The 18,242-nt window shown below is 67.1% G+C and carries 15 protein-coding genes, 1 tRNA gene and 1 pseudogene; 11 read left to right on the forward strand and 6 right to left on the reverse strand.

Annotation, left to right across the window (positions count from 1 at the left end; all coding sequences use genetic code 11):
- Window positions 1–1,422: 1,422 nt before the first annotated feature.
- Window positions 1,423–2,379 (forward strand): sugar kinase, encoded by a 957-nt coding sequence (locus VKZ50_01475; protein HLJ58382.1) that lies wholly within the window; start codon window positions 1,423–1,425, stop codon window positions 2,377–2,379.
- A 127-nt stretch (window positions 2,380–2,506) separates the two neighbouring features.
- Here VKZ50_01475 and VKZ50_01480 read toward each other — a convergent pair whose 3' ends face one another.
- Entirely contained in the window at window positions 2,507–3,997 is a 1,491-nt protein-coding gene (locus tag VKZ50_01480) for a mannitol dehydrogenase family protein (protein HLJ58383.1), read from the reverse strand.
- 275 nt (window positions 3,998–4,272) lie between these two features.
- On the opposite strand from VKZ50_01480, the gene VKZ50_01485 reads away from it, so the two are divergent.
- The 4 genes from VKZ50_01485 (at window position 4,273) to VKZ50_01500 (ending at window position 6,992) form a co-directional block, all read left to right on the forward strand.
- On the forward strand, window positions 4,273–4,551 hold the full coding sequence (locus VKZ50_01485; GenBank protein HLJ58384.1) for a hypothetical protein: 279 nt from the start codon (window positions 4,273–4,275) through the stop codon (window positions 4,549–4,551).
- 220 nt (window positions 4,552–4,771) lie between these two features.
- Window positions 4,772–4,912, forward strand: a complete 141-nt coding sequence (locus VKZ50_01490; GenBank protein HLJ58385.1) for a hypothetical protein — start codon at window positions 4,772–4,774, stop codon at window positions 4,910–4,912.
- A gap of 37 nt (window positions 4,913–4,949) precedes the next feature.
- Window positions 4,950–5,894: a hypothetical protein gene (locus VKZ50_01495; protein HLJ58386.1), complete on the forward strand. Its 945-nt coding sequence runs from the start codon at window positions 4,950–4,952 to the stop codon at window positions 5,892–5,894.
- Between the two features lie 138 nt (window positions 5,895–6,032).
- Window positions 6,033–6,992, forward strand: a complete 960-nt coding sequence (locus tag VKZ50_01500; GenBank protein ID HLJ58387.1) for an arginase family protein — start codon at window positions 6,033–6,035, stop codon at window positions 6,990–6,992.
- Between the two features lie 1,492 nt (window positions 6,993–8,484).
- On the opposite strand, the gene VKZ50_01505 is transcribed toward VKZ50_01500, so the two are convergent.
- The 3 genes from VKZ50_01505 to VKZ50_01515 form a co-directional block, all read right to left on the reverse strand.
- Window positions 8,485–8,559 (reverse strand) — tRNA-Thr (locus VKZ50_01505).
- 261 nt (window positions 8,560–8,820) lie between these two features.
- Window positions 8,821–8,976, reverse strand: a complete 156-nt coding sequence (locus tag VKZ50_01510; GenBank protein HLJ58388.1) for a hypothetical protein — start codon at window positions 8,974–8,976, stop codon at window positions 8,821–8,823.
- Between the two features lie 30 nt (window positions 8,977–9,006).
- The gene (locus VKZ50_01515; protein ID HLJ58389.1) at window positions 9,007–10,734 is read right to left on the reverse strand and encodes a gamma-glutamyltransferase family protein; all 1,728 of its coding nucleotides are present in this window, start codon (window positions 10,732–10,734) and stop codon (window positions 9,007–9,009) included.
- 283 nt (window positions 10,735–11,017) lie between these two features.
- On the opposite strand from VKZ50_01515, the gene VKZ50_01520 reads away from it, so the two are divergent.
- The 6 genes from VKZ50_01520 (at window position 11,018) to VKZ50_01545 (ending at window position 17,164) form a co-directional block, all read left to right on the forward strand.
- Window positions 11,018–11,989, forward strand: coding sequence for a YegS/Rv2252/BmrU family lipid kinase (locus VKZ50_01520; GenBank protein ID HLJ58390.1), 972 nt, complete (start codon window positions 11,018–11,020; stop codon window positions 11,987–11,989).
- Between the two features lie 5 nt (window positions 11,990–11,994).
- The gene (locus tag VKZ50_01525; protein HLJ58391.1) at window positions 11,995–13,164 is read left to right on the forward strand and encodes a glycosyltransferase; all 1,170 of its coding nucleotides are present in this window, start codon (window positions 11,995–11,997) and stop codon (window positions 13,162–13,164) included.
- A complete protein-coding gene (locus VKZ50_01530) occupies window positions 13,164–14,318 on the forward strand; it encodes an MFS transporter (protein ID HLJ58392.1) in 1,155 nt (384 codons plus the stop codon). Before VKZ50_01525 ends, VKZ50_01530 begins: the two co-directional genes overlap by 1 nt.
- A 43-nt stretch (window positions 14,319–14,361) precedes the next feature.
- Window positions 14,362–15,090, forward strand: a complete 729-nt coding sequence (locus VKZ50_01535) for a polysaccharide deacetylase family protein (protein HLJ58393.1) — start codon at window positions 14,362–14,364, stop codon at window positions 15,088–15,090.
- Window positions 15,091–15,168: 78 nt separating this feature from the next.
- The gene (locus VKZ50_01540; protein HLJ58394.1) at window positions 15,169–15,789 is read left to right on the forward strand and encodes a LysE family translocator; all 621 of its coding nucleotides are present in this window, start codon (window positions 15,169–15,171) and stop codon (window positions 15,787–15,789) included.
- A 25-nt stretch (window positions 15,790–15,814) separates the two neighbouring features.
- Window positions 15,815–17,164, forward strand: coding sequence for an MFS transporter (locus VKZ50_01545; GenBank protein ID HLJ58395.1), 1,350 nt, complete (start codon window positions 15,815–15,817; stop codon window positions 17,162–17,164).
- Window positions 17,165–17,267: 103 nt separating this feature from the next.
- Here VKZ50_01545 and VKZ50_01550 read toward each other — a convergent pair whose 3' ends face one another.
- Entirely contained in the window at window positions 17,268–17,708 is a 441-nt protein-coding gene (locus VKZ50_01550; GenBank protein HLJ58396.1) for an OsmC family peroxiredoxin, read from the reverse strand.
- A gap of 212 nt (window positions 17,709–17,920) precedes the next feature.
- A pseudogene (locus tag VKZ50_01555) lies at window positions 17,921–18,127 on the reverse strand (integrase core domain-containing protein).
- Window positions 18,128–18,242 lie beyond the last annotated feature (115 nt).

Genomic DNA, 18,242 nt, shown 5'->3' on the forward strand with positions numbered 1-18,242 from the left:
GCCAGACTCCCGCACCAACCGGACTGCCTCCGCTCGAAACTCCTTCGCATACGGTGGGCGTGTCTTCCCCACGGTGGACTCCTCTCTGGGGTCTTGACCCCCTAACGATAGGGTGTCCACCAAACCGGGTCAACTCCAGTCCATCTGACTCTTCGTGGACGCGTGTGGCCGAAGGCCCCAGGAAAAGCGGTTCGGGCCCGTCTGAAACGCCCAACCTCGGGCATAGTCATGCTGGCAGCGGATTTTCTCAGACACGTCCCCCTCGGCCTCCTTTCCGCCCTCGTTGACCGCCACGATCTGCGGCCTGCCGCCAGGCGGCGGTAGACCGATTGCCGGACCAGGTCGGTGAGTGGGAATTGCGTGTTCTTGCCCCGCGGATCGGTGATGTGCTGCGCGATCAGGTCGCTGACGCCCAACCACTCGTCCAGTTCGCGGACGAGAAGCAGCCCGCCGTCTGAGGTCACCCGAGAGTCCTGGAACTCGACCCGGAGCTTGGGGTTGAGCGAGAGCTGAAAGGGTTGGTTTGTGCTTCACCCATAGGATGCGGCCCTCGGGACGTCCTCATCGCGCTCAAACCTGCACAGATCAAGACGTTCGACGCACCTCCACAGTTTCCGCAGTTTCCGCTCCATCGTCAAAACGGAAATGCAGGTGAATAAATATCTATGTAAGTTCCATAGCGATTTCTGCAAAGAATTCGACGCAAAATGCTCGGACGTTCAGCTCGGCTTCAGGCTGCCGTATCCCTCCCCAAGCGGTGGCGCTTGACGTGTTCATATCAGTCGGTAGCCCGTACCGAGCGCTTAGGTTCGGGTCCTGGGCGAGCCAACTTGGGGGCTCATGCCATGGAGGGTGCGCAGGACCCGTGGCCGAACAGAGGACCAAGTTCCCCTGCCGCACGTCAACGTGAAGGAGGCGTCACTTGCGATACGCTTTGATCGGAGTGTATCTGCTTCTCGGGTGCATCGTCATGCCGGCATTTGCGGATGTACCGGTCCAAATCCAGATGACACCTTCGACTGTGCCCAGAAATTCCCCGTACACCATCAAGGTCACGACTGCCCCGGCCGCCGTGTGCTCGGCACAGATCCTCTTCCCGGCGGCGAATGCGGCCCCGGGAGGCTTCCCAGATACGGCAGCAGGGTCCGACGGTGTCATCATCTGGTCCGGCCGTTCGAATAATCGCGAAGGGGCCCGCACATTGACCGTCATTTGCCGATCGAACGCAGAACAGGGAAGCGCACACATAGATTTTGAGGTGAAGTAGACTCTTGCCGCCGCGCACCGTGCGGGAGCCGGATTCTCGTAGAAGGAAGACAGCGGCGCCGAAGAGCGCAGGGTGTTGTCGGCTCCTCGGCGCATCTCGATGCCGGGGCTGTGACCCGCTGACTCACCCATATACCATGTGAGGTCTCCCCGGTCATGGCTGCGACCGTCCTGGGTGTTGGGGAAACCATGGTGCGTCTCATGCCAGGCCAAGGAGAGACGCTCGAGTCTGCGCCTGCGTATGCGGTATCCGTTGGCGGGGCTGAATCGAATGTCTGCATGGATTTGGCCGCGTTAGGTGTGAAGACGGCTTGGGTGTCACGGCTTCCCAGAAACCCGCTTGGCCGCCGCATTGCAGCTGTCATTCGGAGCACCGGCGTCGACATCGACGGGGTGGTGTGGGCGGCGGAGGGCCGAGCCGGGGTGTATTTGGTACAACCGGCGGTGTCACCACGCTCCGGCGAAGTGCACTACTATCGGCATGATTCGGCATTTACGAAGATCGACCCAGATAGTGTCAACTGGGACGTGCTGAACGGCGTGCGCGTCATCCATCTGACCGGGATCACTCCCGCCTTGAGCCCGGAAGCGCACCGACTGGTGAAACGGGTGATCCTCGAAGGCAGCCAACGCCACAACATGATGTCCTTCGATGTGAACTATCGTGCACAACTCTGGTCGCCGACGGCCGCACGGGAGGTGCTCGAACCGCTCGTGCAGGGCCTCGACGTCGTCATCGTGAGCAATCGCGACGCGGCCACAGTCTTTGGCGAACGGGGCGAACCGGCGGCCGTCGCGCAGGCGCTCCGCCTGCGCTTCCGGTGCCGGACGCTCGTGCTGACGCTGGGTGCCGCGGGAGCTTTCGCCCTGGACGAATCGGGGGCTGCGCAGCAGCCCGCCTATTCCGCCGAGATTGTCGATCGCATTGGGCGAGGGGACGCGTTTACGGCGGGCTTCCTGTACGGCTACCTCCAACACGGCACCGGCGAGGGTCTGCGGTACGGCACCGCGCTCGCGGCGCTGAAGCAGACGTACATGGGAGACGTATTCTACGGCACCCTCGCAGACGTGGAAGCCATCTTGCACGGGGATGCAGGCGGACTTCGCCGCTGACTCGAGGGACCTGGTCACCCATGCCGTGCACGGCAGTCGCCCTTCACCGGCTGGTGTGCGCCAGCCACTGAGCGCTGCAGCGTCCGATCACCAACTCCCGTCGGATCCCTGTCTTCAGCGTTCATGCTCATGTGCCGGTCCGGTCTGGCCAGCTCCGCAGCGTGTTCCGCACTCCACGCTCGGCCAAGTGACGCACCGCAGCGGCAACCAACGCGACGAAGTCATCGCGCGCACCGAGGTCCAGCGCTCCAAGATCGGGAAGACCGAGCGTTGCGCGCACCTGCATCTCGGGATCCGAAGAACTCGCGGCCAGCGCGCGCACCTGGTCGGCGCGCGGGTCATGGAGCGGCAGCGCGCTGCCGCCATCCGCCCGCCCCTGACAGAAACGGATCCAGGCGGCGACGGCAAGTGCGATATGCACGGGAGGGTGCCCCTCGGCAAGAAGCGCGCGCGCCGGCGCGAGCAGCCGCTGTGGCAACTTCTGCGTGCCGTCCTCGGCAATGCGCGCGGTCAGGTGCTGGAGCTCGTGGTTGGCAAAACGGCGCATCAGTGTGTCGCGATACCCGGCGAGATCAACACCGGGAGGCAACGACAGCGTGGGCGCGATCTCCGCCATCAACGCTCGGATGTGCCCGGCGAGCGCCGGGTCTCGAATGGCCACATCGACCGTTGGCCAACCCGCCAGTTGCCCAAGATAGGCGATGCTCGAGTGACTCCCGTTCAGCAGGCGCAGCTTCATTTCTTCCCAGGGGCGCACATCCGCGACCATCGTGGCGCCGGCCGTTTCCCAGGCCGGACGCCCCCCAGGGAACCGGTCTTCCACGACCCATTGCGTGAACGGCTCGGTGATGACCGGCCACGCGTCCTCGACACCGAGCGCAGCGGTCACCCGCGCGCGATCGGCCGACGTGGTGGGGGGCACGATCCGGTCCACCATGGAAGAGGGAAACGCGACGTGCTCCTCGATCCAGCATGCCAGGTCGCGGTCTGTGAGACTTGCGTACTGGAGCAGGACGCGGCGCAAGGTCGCCCCGTTGGCAGGGAGATTGTCGCAGGAAAGCAGAGTGAAAGGCGCAACGCTGTCCGTACGGCGGGCACGGAGCGCCGCCACTAACACCCCCGGCATGCTGCGCGGTGCGCCCGGGGTGGCGAGGTCGTGGCGAATCGTGGCGTCGGTCTCGTCGAGGTCGCCGCTCGCCGCGGCACGACAGTAACCCCTCTCCGTCACCGTGACGGTGACGACACGCACGTCGGGCATGGCCATGCGCGCAATCAGCCCGCGCGGATCCTCGGGCAGGACGAGCACGCCGGTGAGTGCGCCAATCACTTCAAGCCGTTCGCCCGATTCGTCCCGCGTCGCGACGGTATAGAACCAGTCCTGCGGCGCCAGCGCGTCGCGTGTGGCGGCGTGGCGGGGGCTCACCCCGAGAATGCCCCAGCGGGGATCTTCGGCCAACACGGACGCTGTGTAGACTGCCTGGTGGGCACGGTGGAAGGCGCCAAGACCAAGATGAACGATGCCGGTGCACAGCTGCGCAACATCATGACGAGGCCGTACCACGGTGTTCGGCAAGGAAGCCAGCGTCGCGCGTGACAATCGCATCGCACCGATACCCATGAGGACCACCTCGTCGGCGGAATGGTGAACGCAGTACTTCGTGCGATGTGGGCGCGAACCCGACGACACCCGCGCGTCGATCGCCCGTCGAGGCGGGGCCATGACGGCCGACGACGAATATCCTACGTCGCGCTGAGCACACGTTCAGAAGCGTTGCTCTTCCTGGAGCCGGCGACCGGATTTGAACCGTTGACCTGCGCATTACGAGTGCGCTGACTAAGCCTCCGAACGCAGAACCCTCGCAGGAAGAAGCAAGTAAACTCAGGCTGAGACAGATGAAGAAGCGCGATGTCATCGGTGCCACCGGATATGATGACGTCGTCAACTGGGGGGAGGAAGCGCGGATTGGCCTTCGCCGAGTGAAGATTACCCGCGAATTCTTGCGGGGACATCAACCTGAGGGGCGTGTCAGCTTTCGTAATGAAGTAAACGCGACCCACGGCAACAGACTTGAATACATGCGCGGCAGTGGCGACATAGTGTTCTCGTCCACATCTCACGCACACTCCCGAACCAAAACAGGCCTGTTTTCTGGCACGACCGCCACCGTGTGATGCGCCAGGGCTTCCGGAAACCCAGCACCGGCATGGGACGCTTGGTCCCACGTCCACGGAGAACGCTTCAGGATATCATTGCTCGATAGCCATCGTTGATCGAGGAGTAATGTTCGGCGATGCGTACCACGGTCCTGCCATCGCGCATCGCGTTGTTCGGCAGGAGCTGTACATCGAACATCGGGAAGGCTTCTCTAGTTCCACAGGGAGGACCATCCCGATGGCCGACACCGAACGCTTCCATGGGTTTCTCCGCTCCGCAGAGGGCGGGTATAACAAGCACGAGGATTTCCTGATGTTCGTCGCTGGCGCATCGTCCAGCAAGACGGGTGACACGAACGCTCGGGCCCTGGGGGTGTGACCTCTCCCCGCCACGAGGAGATAGGATGCCATTGTCGATGACGCTGGCCATGAGGAACGACGACTATCTCGCACCGCTGGCCTGCGGCGATGTGACCGCGGAGCGCCTGGCCCTCACGCTCCGGCGAGACACGGCACGGGCGCTCGACTGGGTCGACGACCCGTCGGTGGATGCCGGTGAGCTCTCGCTCAGCAAGCACATCCAGCGGCTGGCGGCCGGCAATTTCAGCGTGGTCGCCATACCGTTCTTTGCGGAGCGCGCGTTCTGCCAGCGTTGCTTCTTCGTCCGCCGGGGCAGCGGGCTCCGCGACTTCCGGGATCTGGACGGCAAACGCGTCGGCACGAACGACTGGCACGCCACCGGTAACACGTGGTCCCGCGCGATCCTGCGAAACGCCGGCGTGAAGATCGAAGAGATGCGCTGGTGGGTCGGAAGCGTGGACGGTGCGCCCTCCCGCGGTCGCGGCACGCTGCCGCCGCACGGCCAGTACATCGCGAGCGGCCGGACGCTCCTCGCCATGCTGCTGGAGGCGGAGCTCGACGCGTTGATGTGTCCGAATCCCCCGAAGGGCTTCTACGCGGCGGACAGCCCGATCGTCCGGTTGGTACCGGACTACAAGCGCGCGGAGCGCGAGTACTACCTGCGCACGGGCATCTATCCACTGCAGCACATCGTCGGGGTCCGACGCGAGACGTTCGAGCGAAACCCGTGGGCCGCAGTGAGTCTCTACAACGCACTGGAACGCTCCAAAACCTCTTGGCAGGCAAGCCTGCGGGCCCTGCCGGAGATGCTGCCCTGGATCCTCCCAGAGATTGAGGATACGATCGCACTGATGGGCGAAGATTGGCTCCCGAATGGCGTCGCCGTGAATCGTAAGGTGATCCAAACGTTCCTCGACGAGCAGGTCGCGCAGGCGCTCATCGCCAAGCCGCTCGCTTTCGAGGCGCTTTTCTCGGAATTCGAGGGAGCGGTCAAGGCGTGAGGGGCCACGATCGCTCGTGTCCGGACGCCGCTGCCTGGTCCGCTTGGATGGTGGGCGCGTCCACGCGGTAGAGTGAGCCCGTTCCGGCCCGCGAGGGGCGCGCTACCGGTCGGCCGAAACAAGACATGGAGGCGGTTGATGACGCCTACCGCAAGGCGACCACAATATCGTACGTTCTTCGGCGCGCCGCCGCGAGACCTCTCGGATGGACGGCCGGCGGATGTGGCATTTCTCGGCGTTCCGTTCGATCTCGGGACGACGCTGCGTCCTGGGGCCCGATTTGGTCCGAGCGCGGTGCGCGCGGCGTCGGCATGGTCATCGTACTATACGCACGACGGCAACGCCGCCGGAGGCTGGTACGATCTCGATCTTCGGCGGTGGATCCTTCGCGGGGTGACGATGGTCGACTGGGGTGACGTGGAGATCACACCCGCCGACATCACACACAACCTGGACCGGACAACGGTTGCGGTGGAAGAAGTGCTTGAGGCCGGTAGCCTCCCCGTGCTCATCGGCGGGGATCACGCGATTACCTATCCCGCACTCCGCGCGTTTGCCGAGCGCGGTCCGATCCACGTCGTGCAGTTCGATACGCATCAGGACTTTGTCGATGAACGGCAGGGCACACGCCTCGGCCACGGCAACGTGATGAGACGGGCCTCCGAACTCCCCTACGTCAGCGGGATCTCCCAGATCGGCTTGCGGGGCTTGCAGAAGTACTCGGAGCCGTTGAAGGCGGCCGATGCGTATGGCCTGAGGACTGTGTCCGCGTCCGAGGTGCGGATGCGGGGCCCGGAGGCGGCTGCCAATATCGTCCCCCCGGGCGCATCGTACTATCTCAGTGTAGATATCGACGTGCTCGATATCGCGGTCGCACCCGGCACCGGTACGCCGGAGCCCGGTGGCTTGAGCTACGCAGAGCTACGGGACGCCATCCGGGCCGTAGCCGCGCGGGGGCACGTCGTGGGACTCGATCTCGTGGAAGTTTCGCCCCCATACGACTGGGCAGAAATCACGTCCCGGACTGCCGCGCGATTGCTCCTCGTAGCGTTGGACGCGGTCTTTCGCGATCGGGATCCGGCGGCGCGCCAGGGCTGACTGACGCCGCTCGTTCTTGCCCGAACTGCGAGATCCACGCATCAGCTCTTGATGCGCCCACCCTCGGCGGTTGTCGAACCAATATCTACTTGTCTCGTGGCACACTGTCGCTTCCACAGTGGCCTCGTCAGATCGTTGCACAGATCGCGTATACAGTCACGCCCCAGGAATCGCCCGGCGTGTGGTCGATCCCGGAGGCCTGCCATCCGTCGGCTCCGTTGGGTTCTCTCTCAATGAGAGATACCGTTCGGATCCTGCACGAAGCTGCTGCCCACCTGATACCCAACAACGGCGCCACCGCCCAGTACGTCTTTCCCGGTCGGGCAGTTCACATGGACCGTTTTGTTGCGACGCAGTTCCGCATCGTGTCCGCCTCCTTTGGACTGCCCCTGCGTCTATCCTACCGGAAACCACACAGGACGACACCCGACAGCGTACGACCAGGCGGGTCGGGCGGGGTGACACGAAACGTGCATCGACCGGAGCACGCCTCGGCGGATGGGGTGTTGCGTCACGCTGCCGGAGACCTGGGGCGACGGACAGTAATCGCGCGGGCTGCCCGAGCATTGACGACCGGGTCGTGCTCCGCGGCGATCACGCGTTTGACGCGTTCGAACTCGGAACGCAAGAGATCTCCCTGCTCATATCGGCGCCAAGCCTCCAGCATCGGGTCGGATCGCGGCGACGCGGCTCGATTAGCGCCTAACGTGAGCCACACGCTCCCGACGCAGACCGCAAGCAGACCAAGCGCCGCGAGCATCCCCCACGGCCATCCCGGTCCGAACATGTCCGGCCACATAATCACCCTCCCCGGTTGGCCCTCCTGGCGCATGGAACGAGGGCCTGCGTCAACTCCCCAGCAAGCAGCCGGGGGCGCACGCAAAACATAGCACCGGCCGGAGCGAGGCGCAGTGAGTCGGGTTACGGAATGCATGTGAACGTGTTCACAGACACTCCCACACGCGTTTGCTTCACGATGGAAGGTTCTATCGCGGTCTCTATGCTGGGCGGTAGACTGGGACGCCACATCTGACGGCGGCCTAACGTCTCCGTGTACGTCGATACCCGCGGGACCGATCCAGTCCCCGCGAACCACAGCCTACCTCGCCGTGGACACAGGAAAGGGCTAGTGCACGTAGCCGCTGGAGAATTAGGGTCGGGGCGTGGATCCCCGGGGTACACCCCGGCCGCCGCTGCAAGACGTTGCCACCCATGGCAACTTCGCTCCAAAAGAGCGGCGACGACGCCCACCCCATAAGGGTTTCAGGATGTTGCCACCTATGGCAACTTGTCCTCTACGGAGCACCTCGTTTACCCTCGCGGTCTACAGCCACGTTCTGCCGGAGCTCCAGGGAGAAGCCTCCCGGCTGGCCGCGGATCGGCTCCTCCCGAAGCACTAAGAATTTGCAGAGATCTGAAAATACTCAGCAGCGCACCGCAGATTCCAGATGGCGATCCGTTCGGAAATCGTTGCGACACTTCGCTTAGATGCTGGAGCCGGCGACCGGATTTGAACCGGTGACCTGCGCATTACGAGTGCGCTGCTCTGCCACTGAGCTACGCCGGCCCGTCTCGCATGGCAAGTATACAAAAGCCCAGCAGCGGCGACAACAGGAACACACATAGGGCGCGGGGAACGCAACCGCGCCGCCGGTCGCCTGCCCAATGCGGGCAGAACGGCGACATTCCAGCGTTCTAGCGATTGCCACCTGATCGGGGCGCGGATGGCAGCGCGGTGTTGAACGCGCCGCATCCGGGTGATGAATCCAGACCACACGCTTGGACGAAGAACGTCGCTCCGCAGGGGTCGACGCCCCGATCGTGCGCGTCAGCGCCGCCAGGTCTCCGCGACGAGCAGGACCCCCGCGACCACCGCCAGGATCGAGGTGAGTTGTCCGAGTCCGAAGAAGAACCCGTACCTCTCGAGGCCGACGAGGATTAGGTAAACTCCTAGCACGAACAGCCCCCAGCTGGTTACGCGCACCGCGATCCTCCCCCGATCGTTCTCTGTTCCCTACCAGCCCATCGCGTAGCCGTTGCGCCGCGGATCCGCCCCGCCCTGCAGCCAGCCGTCCTCACGAAACACGATGCCCTGCGCGCCGCCGACGCGCACCGACCAGTCTTCGAGCACCTCGACCTTGTAGCCGCGGGACGCCAGGGTCCGGCGGACCGCCGCCCCGAACCGGCCTTCCAGCAACAACACCCGCGGCGGCAACGGATCGCCGACGTCGTCCTTCCATCGAAACCGCGGGGCGGCGATGGCGTCCTGGACGTTCCGCCCGTAGTCGACGAGGCCGATGATGACCTGAGCGGTCGTCTGCGGGATGCTGTAGGATCCCGGCGTGCCGATCATAAACGCGATCCGCCCTCCGCGGGTGGCGTGGGCGGGCCCGAGCGGGTCGATCCCGAACGAATGGGTCGGGGCCACCGGCGCACCGTGCAGCCCAAACCCGTGAACCGGCGACGACGGCGATTCGCGCCGTTTGTCGGGCGCGATCATCTTAGCGTCACCGGGAATCAGCGTGCACCAGTGGTGCCCGTTGTTCATCGTGATGCCCGTGTCGCCGATCACGACGCCCGACCCGTACCCGCTTCCGATCGTCTGCGTGATGTTGACCGCGAGCCCGCTGGCGTCAGCCGCGGCGAGGTGCGTCGTGGAGCGCTCGCGCACCTTCCCCGCGCGCCGGATCGGCGCGCGGCTGCCGTTCGAGCGCGCGGCACGTGCCCGCGCCGCCTTGAGCCGTTTTCGGGCTTCCGCGCGGTGCTGCTCGATCCGTTCGTCCGACAGCATCCACGCGAGCGGCACGTCCACAAACGCCGGATCGGCGACGTGTTTGGCCGCGTCCATCCGCGCGAGACGGATCGCCTCCGCCGTGACCGCCAGGTTGTCCGCGCCGAGCGGGTCCTGGTCCGTCAGATCGAATGCTTCGAGGATGCGGAGCGTCTGCAGCACCTGGACCGCGCTGCTGGGTGGAGGGGTCGTCCGGATCTGGTACCCGCGGTAGGACGCGGTGATCGGCTCCTCCCACTTGATGGCGTCGGGGTAGGTCCGGAGATCCTCGGCGGTGACCATGCCGCCGTGATCGGTGAAGTACGCGGCGATCGTCTGCGCGAGACGGCCGCGGTAGAAGCTCATCCAGCCTTCGGACGCGAGCGCGCGCAGCGTCGCGGCGAGCCCGGGCTGGCGCAGCACCTCCCCGGGCTGATACGGCCGGCCGTCCTTGAGGAACGTGCGGGCCGCGTCGGGACGCCCCAGGCGATCCACGGCCTGGGTCGTGCGGATGTGATCGAACGAGGTCACCGGCGCGCCGCGCTCGGCGAGCTCTATCGCGGGCTCGAGCACCTGCGCGAGCGGCAGGCTTCCGAACTCGTCGTGCAGGCGCGCCCAGCCGGCGACGTTCCCCGGCACCATGGGGGCGAGGATGCCCAGATCCTGAGTGCTCTCGTTGAACAGTTCCGGGCGCGCCGCGCGCGGGCTGCGTCCCATGAAGTTCAACGTGCGCGTCTCCCCGTTCGGCAGCGAGAGCACCGCGATCCCAATGCCGCCGACGGCGGAGAAGTACGGTTCGACGACAGTGACGGCGACGGCGGTGGCGATCGTCGCGTCCACGGCGTTGCCGCCGGCGGCGAACATCCTGAGCCCCGCCTGCGTGGCCAACGGGTTCGCGGAGGCCACCATTCCCCGCCGCCCCATCGCCACGGGCCGCGGCCCGAATTCCGACGCGCCTCCGGCGTACGCCACGCTGCACCTCCGAGGATGTCGTGCCGCGGTGCCGCGGTGCGGCGCCGTTCGGTGTGGTCGTTGCGAGGTTCTACGCAGTGCCATCGTTTCCTCCGGCCTGGGGCTCCACCGGACGAGGGGGAGTTGCGAGCGACCGCGCGGAAGGTAAGTTGATGGTGGTTTGACACTCCAAGGCATTCTGGAGATAATGAAACGGTTACAATGGACATGGTTCAAACCAAAACGCGGTGCAAACACGCCCATCGCATCACCCCGCGGGTCGTAGTCGTAAAGGAGTGATGGGATGCCGGCCACGCTGATCGTCGCCAACCTCCGCTCCGGTGGAGGCCGCACGCGCGACGTTCTTCCGGTCGTCACGAACGCGCTCCGACGCGCCGGGCACGAATACGATCTGGTCGTGGCCCCCACGGCGGAATCCGCGGCGCAGTTGCTCGCCGCGTCGCTCCGGCGCGACGGGTCGAAGTTCGACCGCGTCGTCGTCCTGGGGGGTGATGGGACGATCAACGGCGCGATCAACGGCATTGTGAACAGCGGCTCCGCGCTCCCGCTGGGCATCATTCCCTGCGGCACCGGAAACGAGATGGTGCGGTCGCTGGGCATCCCCAAGGATCCGGAGAAGGCGCTACGCATCCTCTCGCAGGGTCGGGAGTGCGCGATCGACGTCGGCGTCGTGAACGGCCGGTACTTTCTGCACATCTTCGGGCTCGGCGCGGACGTGCAGGTTGTCAAGATGGTCAACACGCTCCGCGCCCGCTACCGGCTCGCGCGCAACCGCTCAGTGTACTATCTTGCGGCGCTCCTGCTGCTGTCGTCCGGCTTCGATCCATTCCCGGTGGAGATCGAGGTCGGGGACCAGGTCTTCCGCGGCAAGGCCCTGATGATCGCAGCTGCGAACGGCCGGATGTACGGCGAACGGCTGCAGGCGCTGCCGGCCCCGAGCCTCTCGGACGGATTGCTCGATCTGTACCTCCTGCAAGATCTCGGCGGACGGCGGCTGCGCAAAACCGCGCGGCTGCTTCGCCGCCTGCCCCTCCCCGAGCTCAGCGTGCAGCGGTGCCCCGAGGCGACGATCCGTCTGGACCAACGCCGCGACGCGCAGGTGGATGGAAGCCTGCTCGGACCCAGCCAGGTGTTCAACCTCTCGCTCCTGCCGCGGCGAATCCGCGTGATCCACCCGGCGCCCCCGGCACTGGCCGGCGCCACGCGCCATCGGGCGGAACCCGCTCGGACCGGAGAGGGAAGCCCCCGCCGGTGACGCGGATGCTCCTGTCCATCCTGTCCTGCAACTACGGCGGCGGCCACAAGCGCGCCGGCGAGGCCATCGCGGCCGAGTGGGAGACCCGGACGGGCGGCCGCGCGGACATGGTGGACTACTTCGCCCGGTTCGTGCACCCCGTGTTCGACGCGGTGACGAAATTCTCGTACATCCAAAGCGTCCGGCGCGCGCCCGGGATGTACGGCATGTTCTATAAGCTGACGGGAGACATCCGGCCGGACTCGCTCGTCCAGCGCGCGATCAACAGGATGGGGATGGAGCGCCTGGACCGGTATCTCGCGACCGAGCGCCCGGACGTCGTGTGTTGCGTCCACTGCACGCCTGCGGGGACGATGTCGGATCTCAAGATCGCCGGACGGACGTCGGTCCCCTGCCTCACCGTCATCACGGACTACGTGACGCACAGCCAGTGGATCCACCCGAAGGTGGACCGGTACTGCGTCCCCAACGCGCTCGTCAGGGACGGCCTCGTGGAGCGCGGCATCCTGCCGGAGTCGATCGTGGTGTCGGGGCTGCCGATCGAACAGAAGTTCTCGCGGCCGCTCGATCGTGCGGCCCTCATGGCGAAGTTCGGACTCGCACCCGGGGTGCCGGTCATCCTCGTCATGGCGGGGGCGTACGCGATGTTGGGCGGCGTCGGCGATGTGGTGCGCGTCCTCGCGCAGTTCCCGCACCCGCTCCAGGCCCTCGTCGTCTGCGGCTACGATCGCCGGCTGGAAGAGCAGGTCCGCGCGCGCACGGCGCGCTCGCCCCACCGGTTCCAGGCGTTCGGCTACGTGGACAACGTCGAGGAGTTGATGACGGTCAGCGACCTGCTCGTCACGAAGGCCGGCGGCGTGACCGTCAGCGAGGCGCTCGCGAAGCGCCTCCCGATGCTGATCTACCGCCCGATCCCGGGGCAGGAGGAGGGCAACACGCGGTTCCTCCTCGACCATGGCGCGGCGCTCGCGCCGAAGACCCCGGGCGAACTTCGAGCGGCGCTCGCGGCGTTGCTTGCCCACCCGGAGCGGTTGGCCGCGATGCAGCAGGCGGTCGCGGATCTCGGCCGGCCGGACGCGGCTCAGGTCGTGGTCACCCAGCTGATCCGACTCGCGAGCGATCGGACGCCGGCCACGACCGAGCGGCCTCTCGTGCTCCCTTCCGCAACCCCCTGATGCTCCAGAACGAGACCGGCCTGCTCGCGATCTCAATAGCCTTAGTGGAGTTCGTCCATGGCGCACTCCTGTTCGTGCTCCTGCCCACGATCCTGACCGAACGGTTCGGCTGGCCGATGGGAACCACCGGCGCCGCGGTCTCCAGCTATTTCTTCGCCGAGGTCACCCTCAAGCTCGTCGCCGGATGGATGGTCGACCGGATCGGCACCCGCAAGATGCTGCTGTACGGCTTCTGGCTGTACTTCGCCGCGTTCGCCGCGCTCGTGACCTCGCGCAGCACGTGGGAGGTGTTCGTCGCGCTCATCGTGATGGGCGCGGCCGCGTCGCCGCTGTGGCCGGCCGCGTTGACGCGGCTGACCAAAGGCGCAGGCTCCGCCGTCGGCGGGGTCCTCGGACGCGTCTTCTCGACGTGGTTTCTCGGCGGCGGCGCTGGCATCGGGCTCGCGACGCTGATCAGCCGCGCCACCCATCCGCTGTCGTTGGGGGTGTTCACAATCCCGTTGCTCGCGGCGGCGCTGCTCGGTCACCGGCTGCCCGCGGAGACGGTGGAGCCTCACGTGACCACCCGGACGAACGTCAGGCAGCTCGTCCCCTCGGTGATCCGCGCGCTCGCCGCACTCGCCGGCAGCCTGATCCCTCAGATCATCGCCGCGGGGGTGCTGATCCCGATCATCGTCCCGTACCTCGAGTTTGTGCGCGGGATCGACGAGCGCGAGATGTTCCTGCTGCTGGTGCTCGGTCCGGGGAGCGCGCTCGCGCTGATGGCGCGCGCCGGCCACATGGGCGACCGCTTCGGCCGCCAGCGGACCTACAGCGTCGGGCTCGGCGCGGTCGCGCTGCTCCTGCTGGCGCTGCCGTTCTGCCACCAACTGTGGCTGTTGATGCTGGACTTCATCGGGATCGGAGTGGCCTACGCGTTCGTCCTCCCGGCCTGGAACAGCATCCTGCTCCGCCTCCTCCCCGACGACGTCCGCGGCGCGGGACTGGGCATCGCGATGACGATCGAGGGCATGGGCGGTGTGATCGGTCCGCTCGTCGGCGGCTACCTCTGGCAGTGGGCCAATCCCTCTTCGCCGTTCTATCTGAGCGGCGGGCTCCTGTTGATCGCCGCCGGCACGTCGGCGCGCTGGCGCACGGACCTCGTCGAAGGCTAGGCGTGCGTCCGCAGCACCGCCGTGAAGGACGGCTCCGGCGGCGGTGAGCACGCTGCATGACCCCGCGCACGTCGGCCTTGGTGTCGCGACCGTCGCCCTTGCCGGTGCGGCCGCCTACACGCTCGGGACGCAGACGCTGGCGGGCGGGTTGCGCGTCGGGGTGGTGACGTGCGGGGCCCGCTCCCCGATGGTCTCGCTCACCTTCGACGACGGCCCCGATCCGGAGCACACACCCCGCATCCTCGACGCCCTCGCCTCGGCCGCCGTCCAGGGCGCGTTCTTCATGGTCGGACGTCAGGTGGACGCCCATCCCGCCGCGGCGCGGGCAGTCGCGGCCGCCGGCCACGACATCGGGAACCACACCTACGGACACCGCCACCTGTGGACCCTCGGCCCCGGCGCCTCGATCGCCGAAGTGGACCGCGGTGCCGCCGCGATCGCGGACGCGCTCGGCGCCGCCCCCCGCTACTTCCGGCCCCCATGGGGGACCTTCAACTGGGCGGCGTACGTGCGGGCCGGGCAGATCGGGGAGGTGCGCGTGCTCTGGTCCGTGCGCTCCGAAGGCTGGCTCGCCGCCGCGCCGGCCGCCAAGATGGCGGCGCACGTCGTCGGCGGCGCGCACCCCGGCGCGATCGTCAACCTACACGACCGCGGCGGCCATCCGTCGACGCCCGCCGCGACCACCGCCGCCCTCCCGGAGATGATCGCGGGGCTTCGGCGCAGAGGGTTCGAGCTCGTCCCGCTGCGGGTGCTCCTCGCCGCGACCGCGTGAGCGCGCGCGCCGCGCGGAGGAATCCCGGGCCCGCCCGTGCGCGTTTAGGCGTACTAAGTCTTTTCGGGACGTGTCCCCGTGCACGAACTGACCACGCTGCTCAAAGGTTTCGCGATCGGGGTCTCGATCGCCGCGCCCGTCGGGCCGATCGGGGTGCTGTGCATCCGGCGCAGCCTGGCGCAGGGGCGCATCGCCGGGTTCGTCTCCGGGCTCGGCGCGGCGACGGCGGACGCGTTCTACGCGGCCGTCGCGGGGTTCGGCCTCACCGTGCTGTCCCAGTTCTTCGCGCACTATGCGCAGCCGCTCCACCTCGCCGGCGGGCTGCTGCTCGTCTACCTCGGCGTGCGTACCGCGCGCGCGAAGAGCGCTCCGGATCGCGGCGCGGAGGTCCCGGTCAACCGGCTCGCCGCGTATGCGTCGACGCTGCTCCTGACGATCACCAACCCGATGACGATCTTCATGTTCGCGGCGATCTTCACCGCCGTCGCCCCGGCGAACGGCCCCGACGCGCTCTACGCGACGCTGCTGGTCGCGGGCACGTTCTGTGGCTCCGCGGCGTGGTGGCTGACACTCAGCACGACGGTCGGGTTGCTCCACCGTCGCATCGGCGCGCCGGCGATGCGGTGGATCAACCGAGTCTCGGGCGGCGTCATCGGCGCGTTCGGACTCGCCTCACTCGCCGCACTGGAGCGCGCGTGAGCGCCGCCGGCGAGGTACCTCCGGCATGATCAATGCGGTCACGCTCACGCGCGGGCGGGTTCACTACGCGTGGGTCGTCATGGCGGTCACGTTCTTGGTGCTGCTCGTCGCCGCGGGCATCCGCTCGACGCCCGGGGTGCTGATCGTCCCGCTGGAGCGCGAGTTCGGCTGGAATCGCGCCACGGTGTCGCTCGCGGTCTCGATTAACCTCCTGCTCTACGGCCTGCTCGGTCCGTTCGCCGCGACGCTGATGGATCGGTTCGGCGCGCGACGCGTGGCGCTCGGCGCGCTCGTCCTGCTCGCCGTCGGCATGGGACTTACGACGCTCATGCGCGCGGCCTGGCAGCTCGACCTCCTGTGGGGCGTCGTCGTGGGCGTGGGTTCCGGGTCCACGGCGTCGGTGCTCGGCGCCTGGATCTCTAACCGCTGGTTCGATCGGCAGCGCGGGCTCGTCATGGGCATGCTGACTGCGAGCGCCGCCACGGGACAACTCGTGTTCCTTCCGGTCCTGGCCCACCTCGTCGTGACGGACGGATGGCGGACGGCGGCCCTCGTGATCACGGTCGCGGCCGTGTGCGCCCTGCCGCTCGTGGCGTTCTTCATGCGCAACGATCCGCGGGACATCGGGCTGAGGCCGTTCGGCGCGCCGGCGGACGGGCCTGAGCCGCCGCGGCCGCCGCGGCGCGCCCCCGGCGCGGCGCTGGCCGGCCTCGCGACGGGGCTGCGTTCCAAAGACTTCTGGCTGCTCGCGGGCACGTTCTACATCTGCGGCGCGAGCACGAACGGGCTGATCGGCACGCACTTCATCCCCGCGTGCATGGAATTCGGCATCCCCGAGGTGACCGCCGCGGGCCTGCTGGCGTCGATGGGCGTGTTCGACCTGCTGGGGACGACCCTGTCGGGATGGCTGTCGGACCGGTGGAATAACCGCTACCTGCTGTGCTGGTACTACGGCCTCCGGGGCCTCTCGCTGATCTTCCTCCCGATCGCGTTCGGTGCGCAGATCCTCTTCCTGCCCTACGTCGGGACGTCGTCGTTCGGTCCGACGTTCGTCGGCCTCGCCGTCTTCGCGGTCTTCTACGGGCTGGACTGGGTCGCAACCGTGCCGCCGACCGTGCGCCTCACCGCGGACCTGTTCGGCAAGCAGAACGCGGCGCTGATGTTCGGGTGGATCTTCGCGGCGCACCAGCTCGGCGCGGCGACGGCGGCGTTCGGCGCGGGCGTGCTGCACACCTGGTTCGGCGGGTATCAGGCGGCGTTCACGAGCTCCGGCCTGCTCTGCCTGCTCGCCGCGGCGCTCGTGCTGCGGATTGGCTACCCTGGCACGCGACGTGAGGCGCCGCTCCGGCCGGCCGAGGTCGCTACTCCCGCCTGACCCCCCGCGGCACGCGGCGTTCTCGAGGTGCCGCCGCCGATCCGAACGACGCCTGTCGCAGAGCGCGATCGCGGCGCCGATTACGCCGTGAGTCGGTGCGCGTCTACGCGGGCCGCAACGTCGCGCGCAGCGAGATCGGCACCGCTCGGAGCGCACGGCTCAAGGGACAGTTCTCCTTGGCGCGCGCCGCCATCGCCTGAAACTCCGCATCGGCAACACCCGGCACGACCGCGGTCGTGGTCAGCTCGATCGAAGGGATCTCGTACCCCGTCTTCATGCGCTGCAGGTGCACCAACCCTTCCGTGTCGATCGAGACGGGCGGGTGCCCGGCACGGGTCAGTTCAGAGCTCAACGCCATCGTGAAGCACGCGGCGTGGGACGCCCCCAGCAATTCTTCCGGGTTCGTCCCGGGGTCGCCGCTGAAGCGCGTCCCAAACGAATAGTCCGCTCTCACCTTGCCGCTCCCGGTCGCGATCGTCCCCCGTCCATGTGCCACGTCCCCATCCCAGTGAACCGTCGCCGAACGAACAATCTCGTTGTCCATGATGAGCCAGCCTCCGTGTCGCACGATTGGACGATCGACCACTAGCATCCGAGACGCAGCCGCCGCGCGCTCCTCCTCGGCGGAACCCATCCGGCTCTTCCGTCCAAGGCGGCGGGGGCGCCCCGCGCGCGCATTCCAGGACGATGCCTAGGCTGTCCAGTGTGGACGAGGTGTTGACACTTTTGCACTCCAACCGAGCCCGGCGGCATGGGTTAGCTGGCCTTTCTGCCGGCGAACAGCGTCGCCGGCGTGCGGCCTTGCAGGCGATACCCTTGATGCGGGCGCTCCCGGTTGTAGAAGCGCAGGTAGGCTTGCAAGTCGCGCTCCAACTGCGCGACGCTCATGTAGTACGTGCGGCGGAAGGCCACCCGCCACAGCTCGTTCAGGATTGTTCCTTGCAGCCGTTCGACGAAGCCATTATCAGGTATGAAAGTGGTGGGTGCACTCCCTGCATGCGCTGCGCATGCGCAGTCATGTTATGGTGAGACCATCCAGGTGAGGGGCACCTGGGAGCACGCAGGACGGGCAGGCCGT

It is taken from the genome of bacterium (genome assembly GCA_035295165.1).
Taxonomy (GTDB): domain Bacteria; phylum Sysuimicrobiota; class Sysuimicrobiia; order Sysuimicrobiales; family Segetimicrobiaceae; genus JAJPIA01.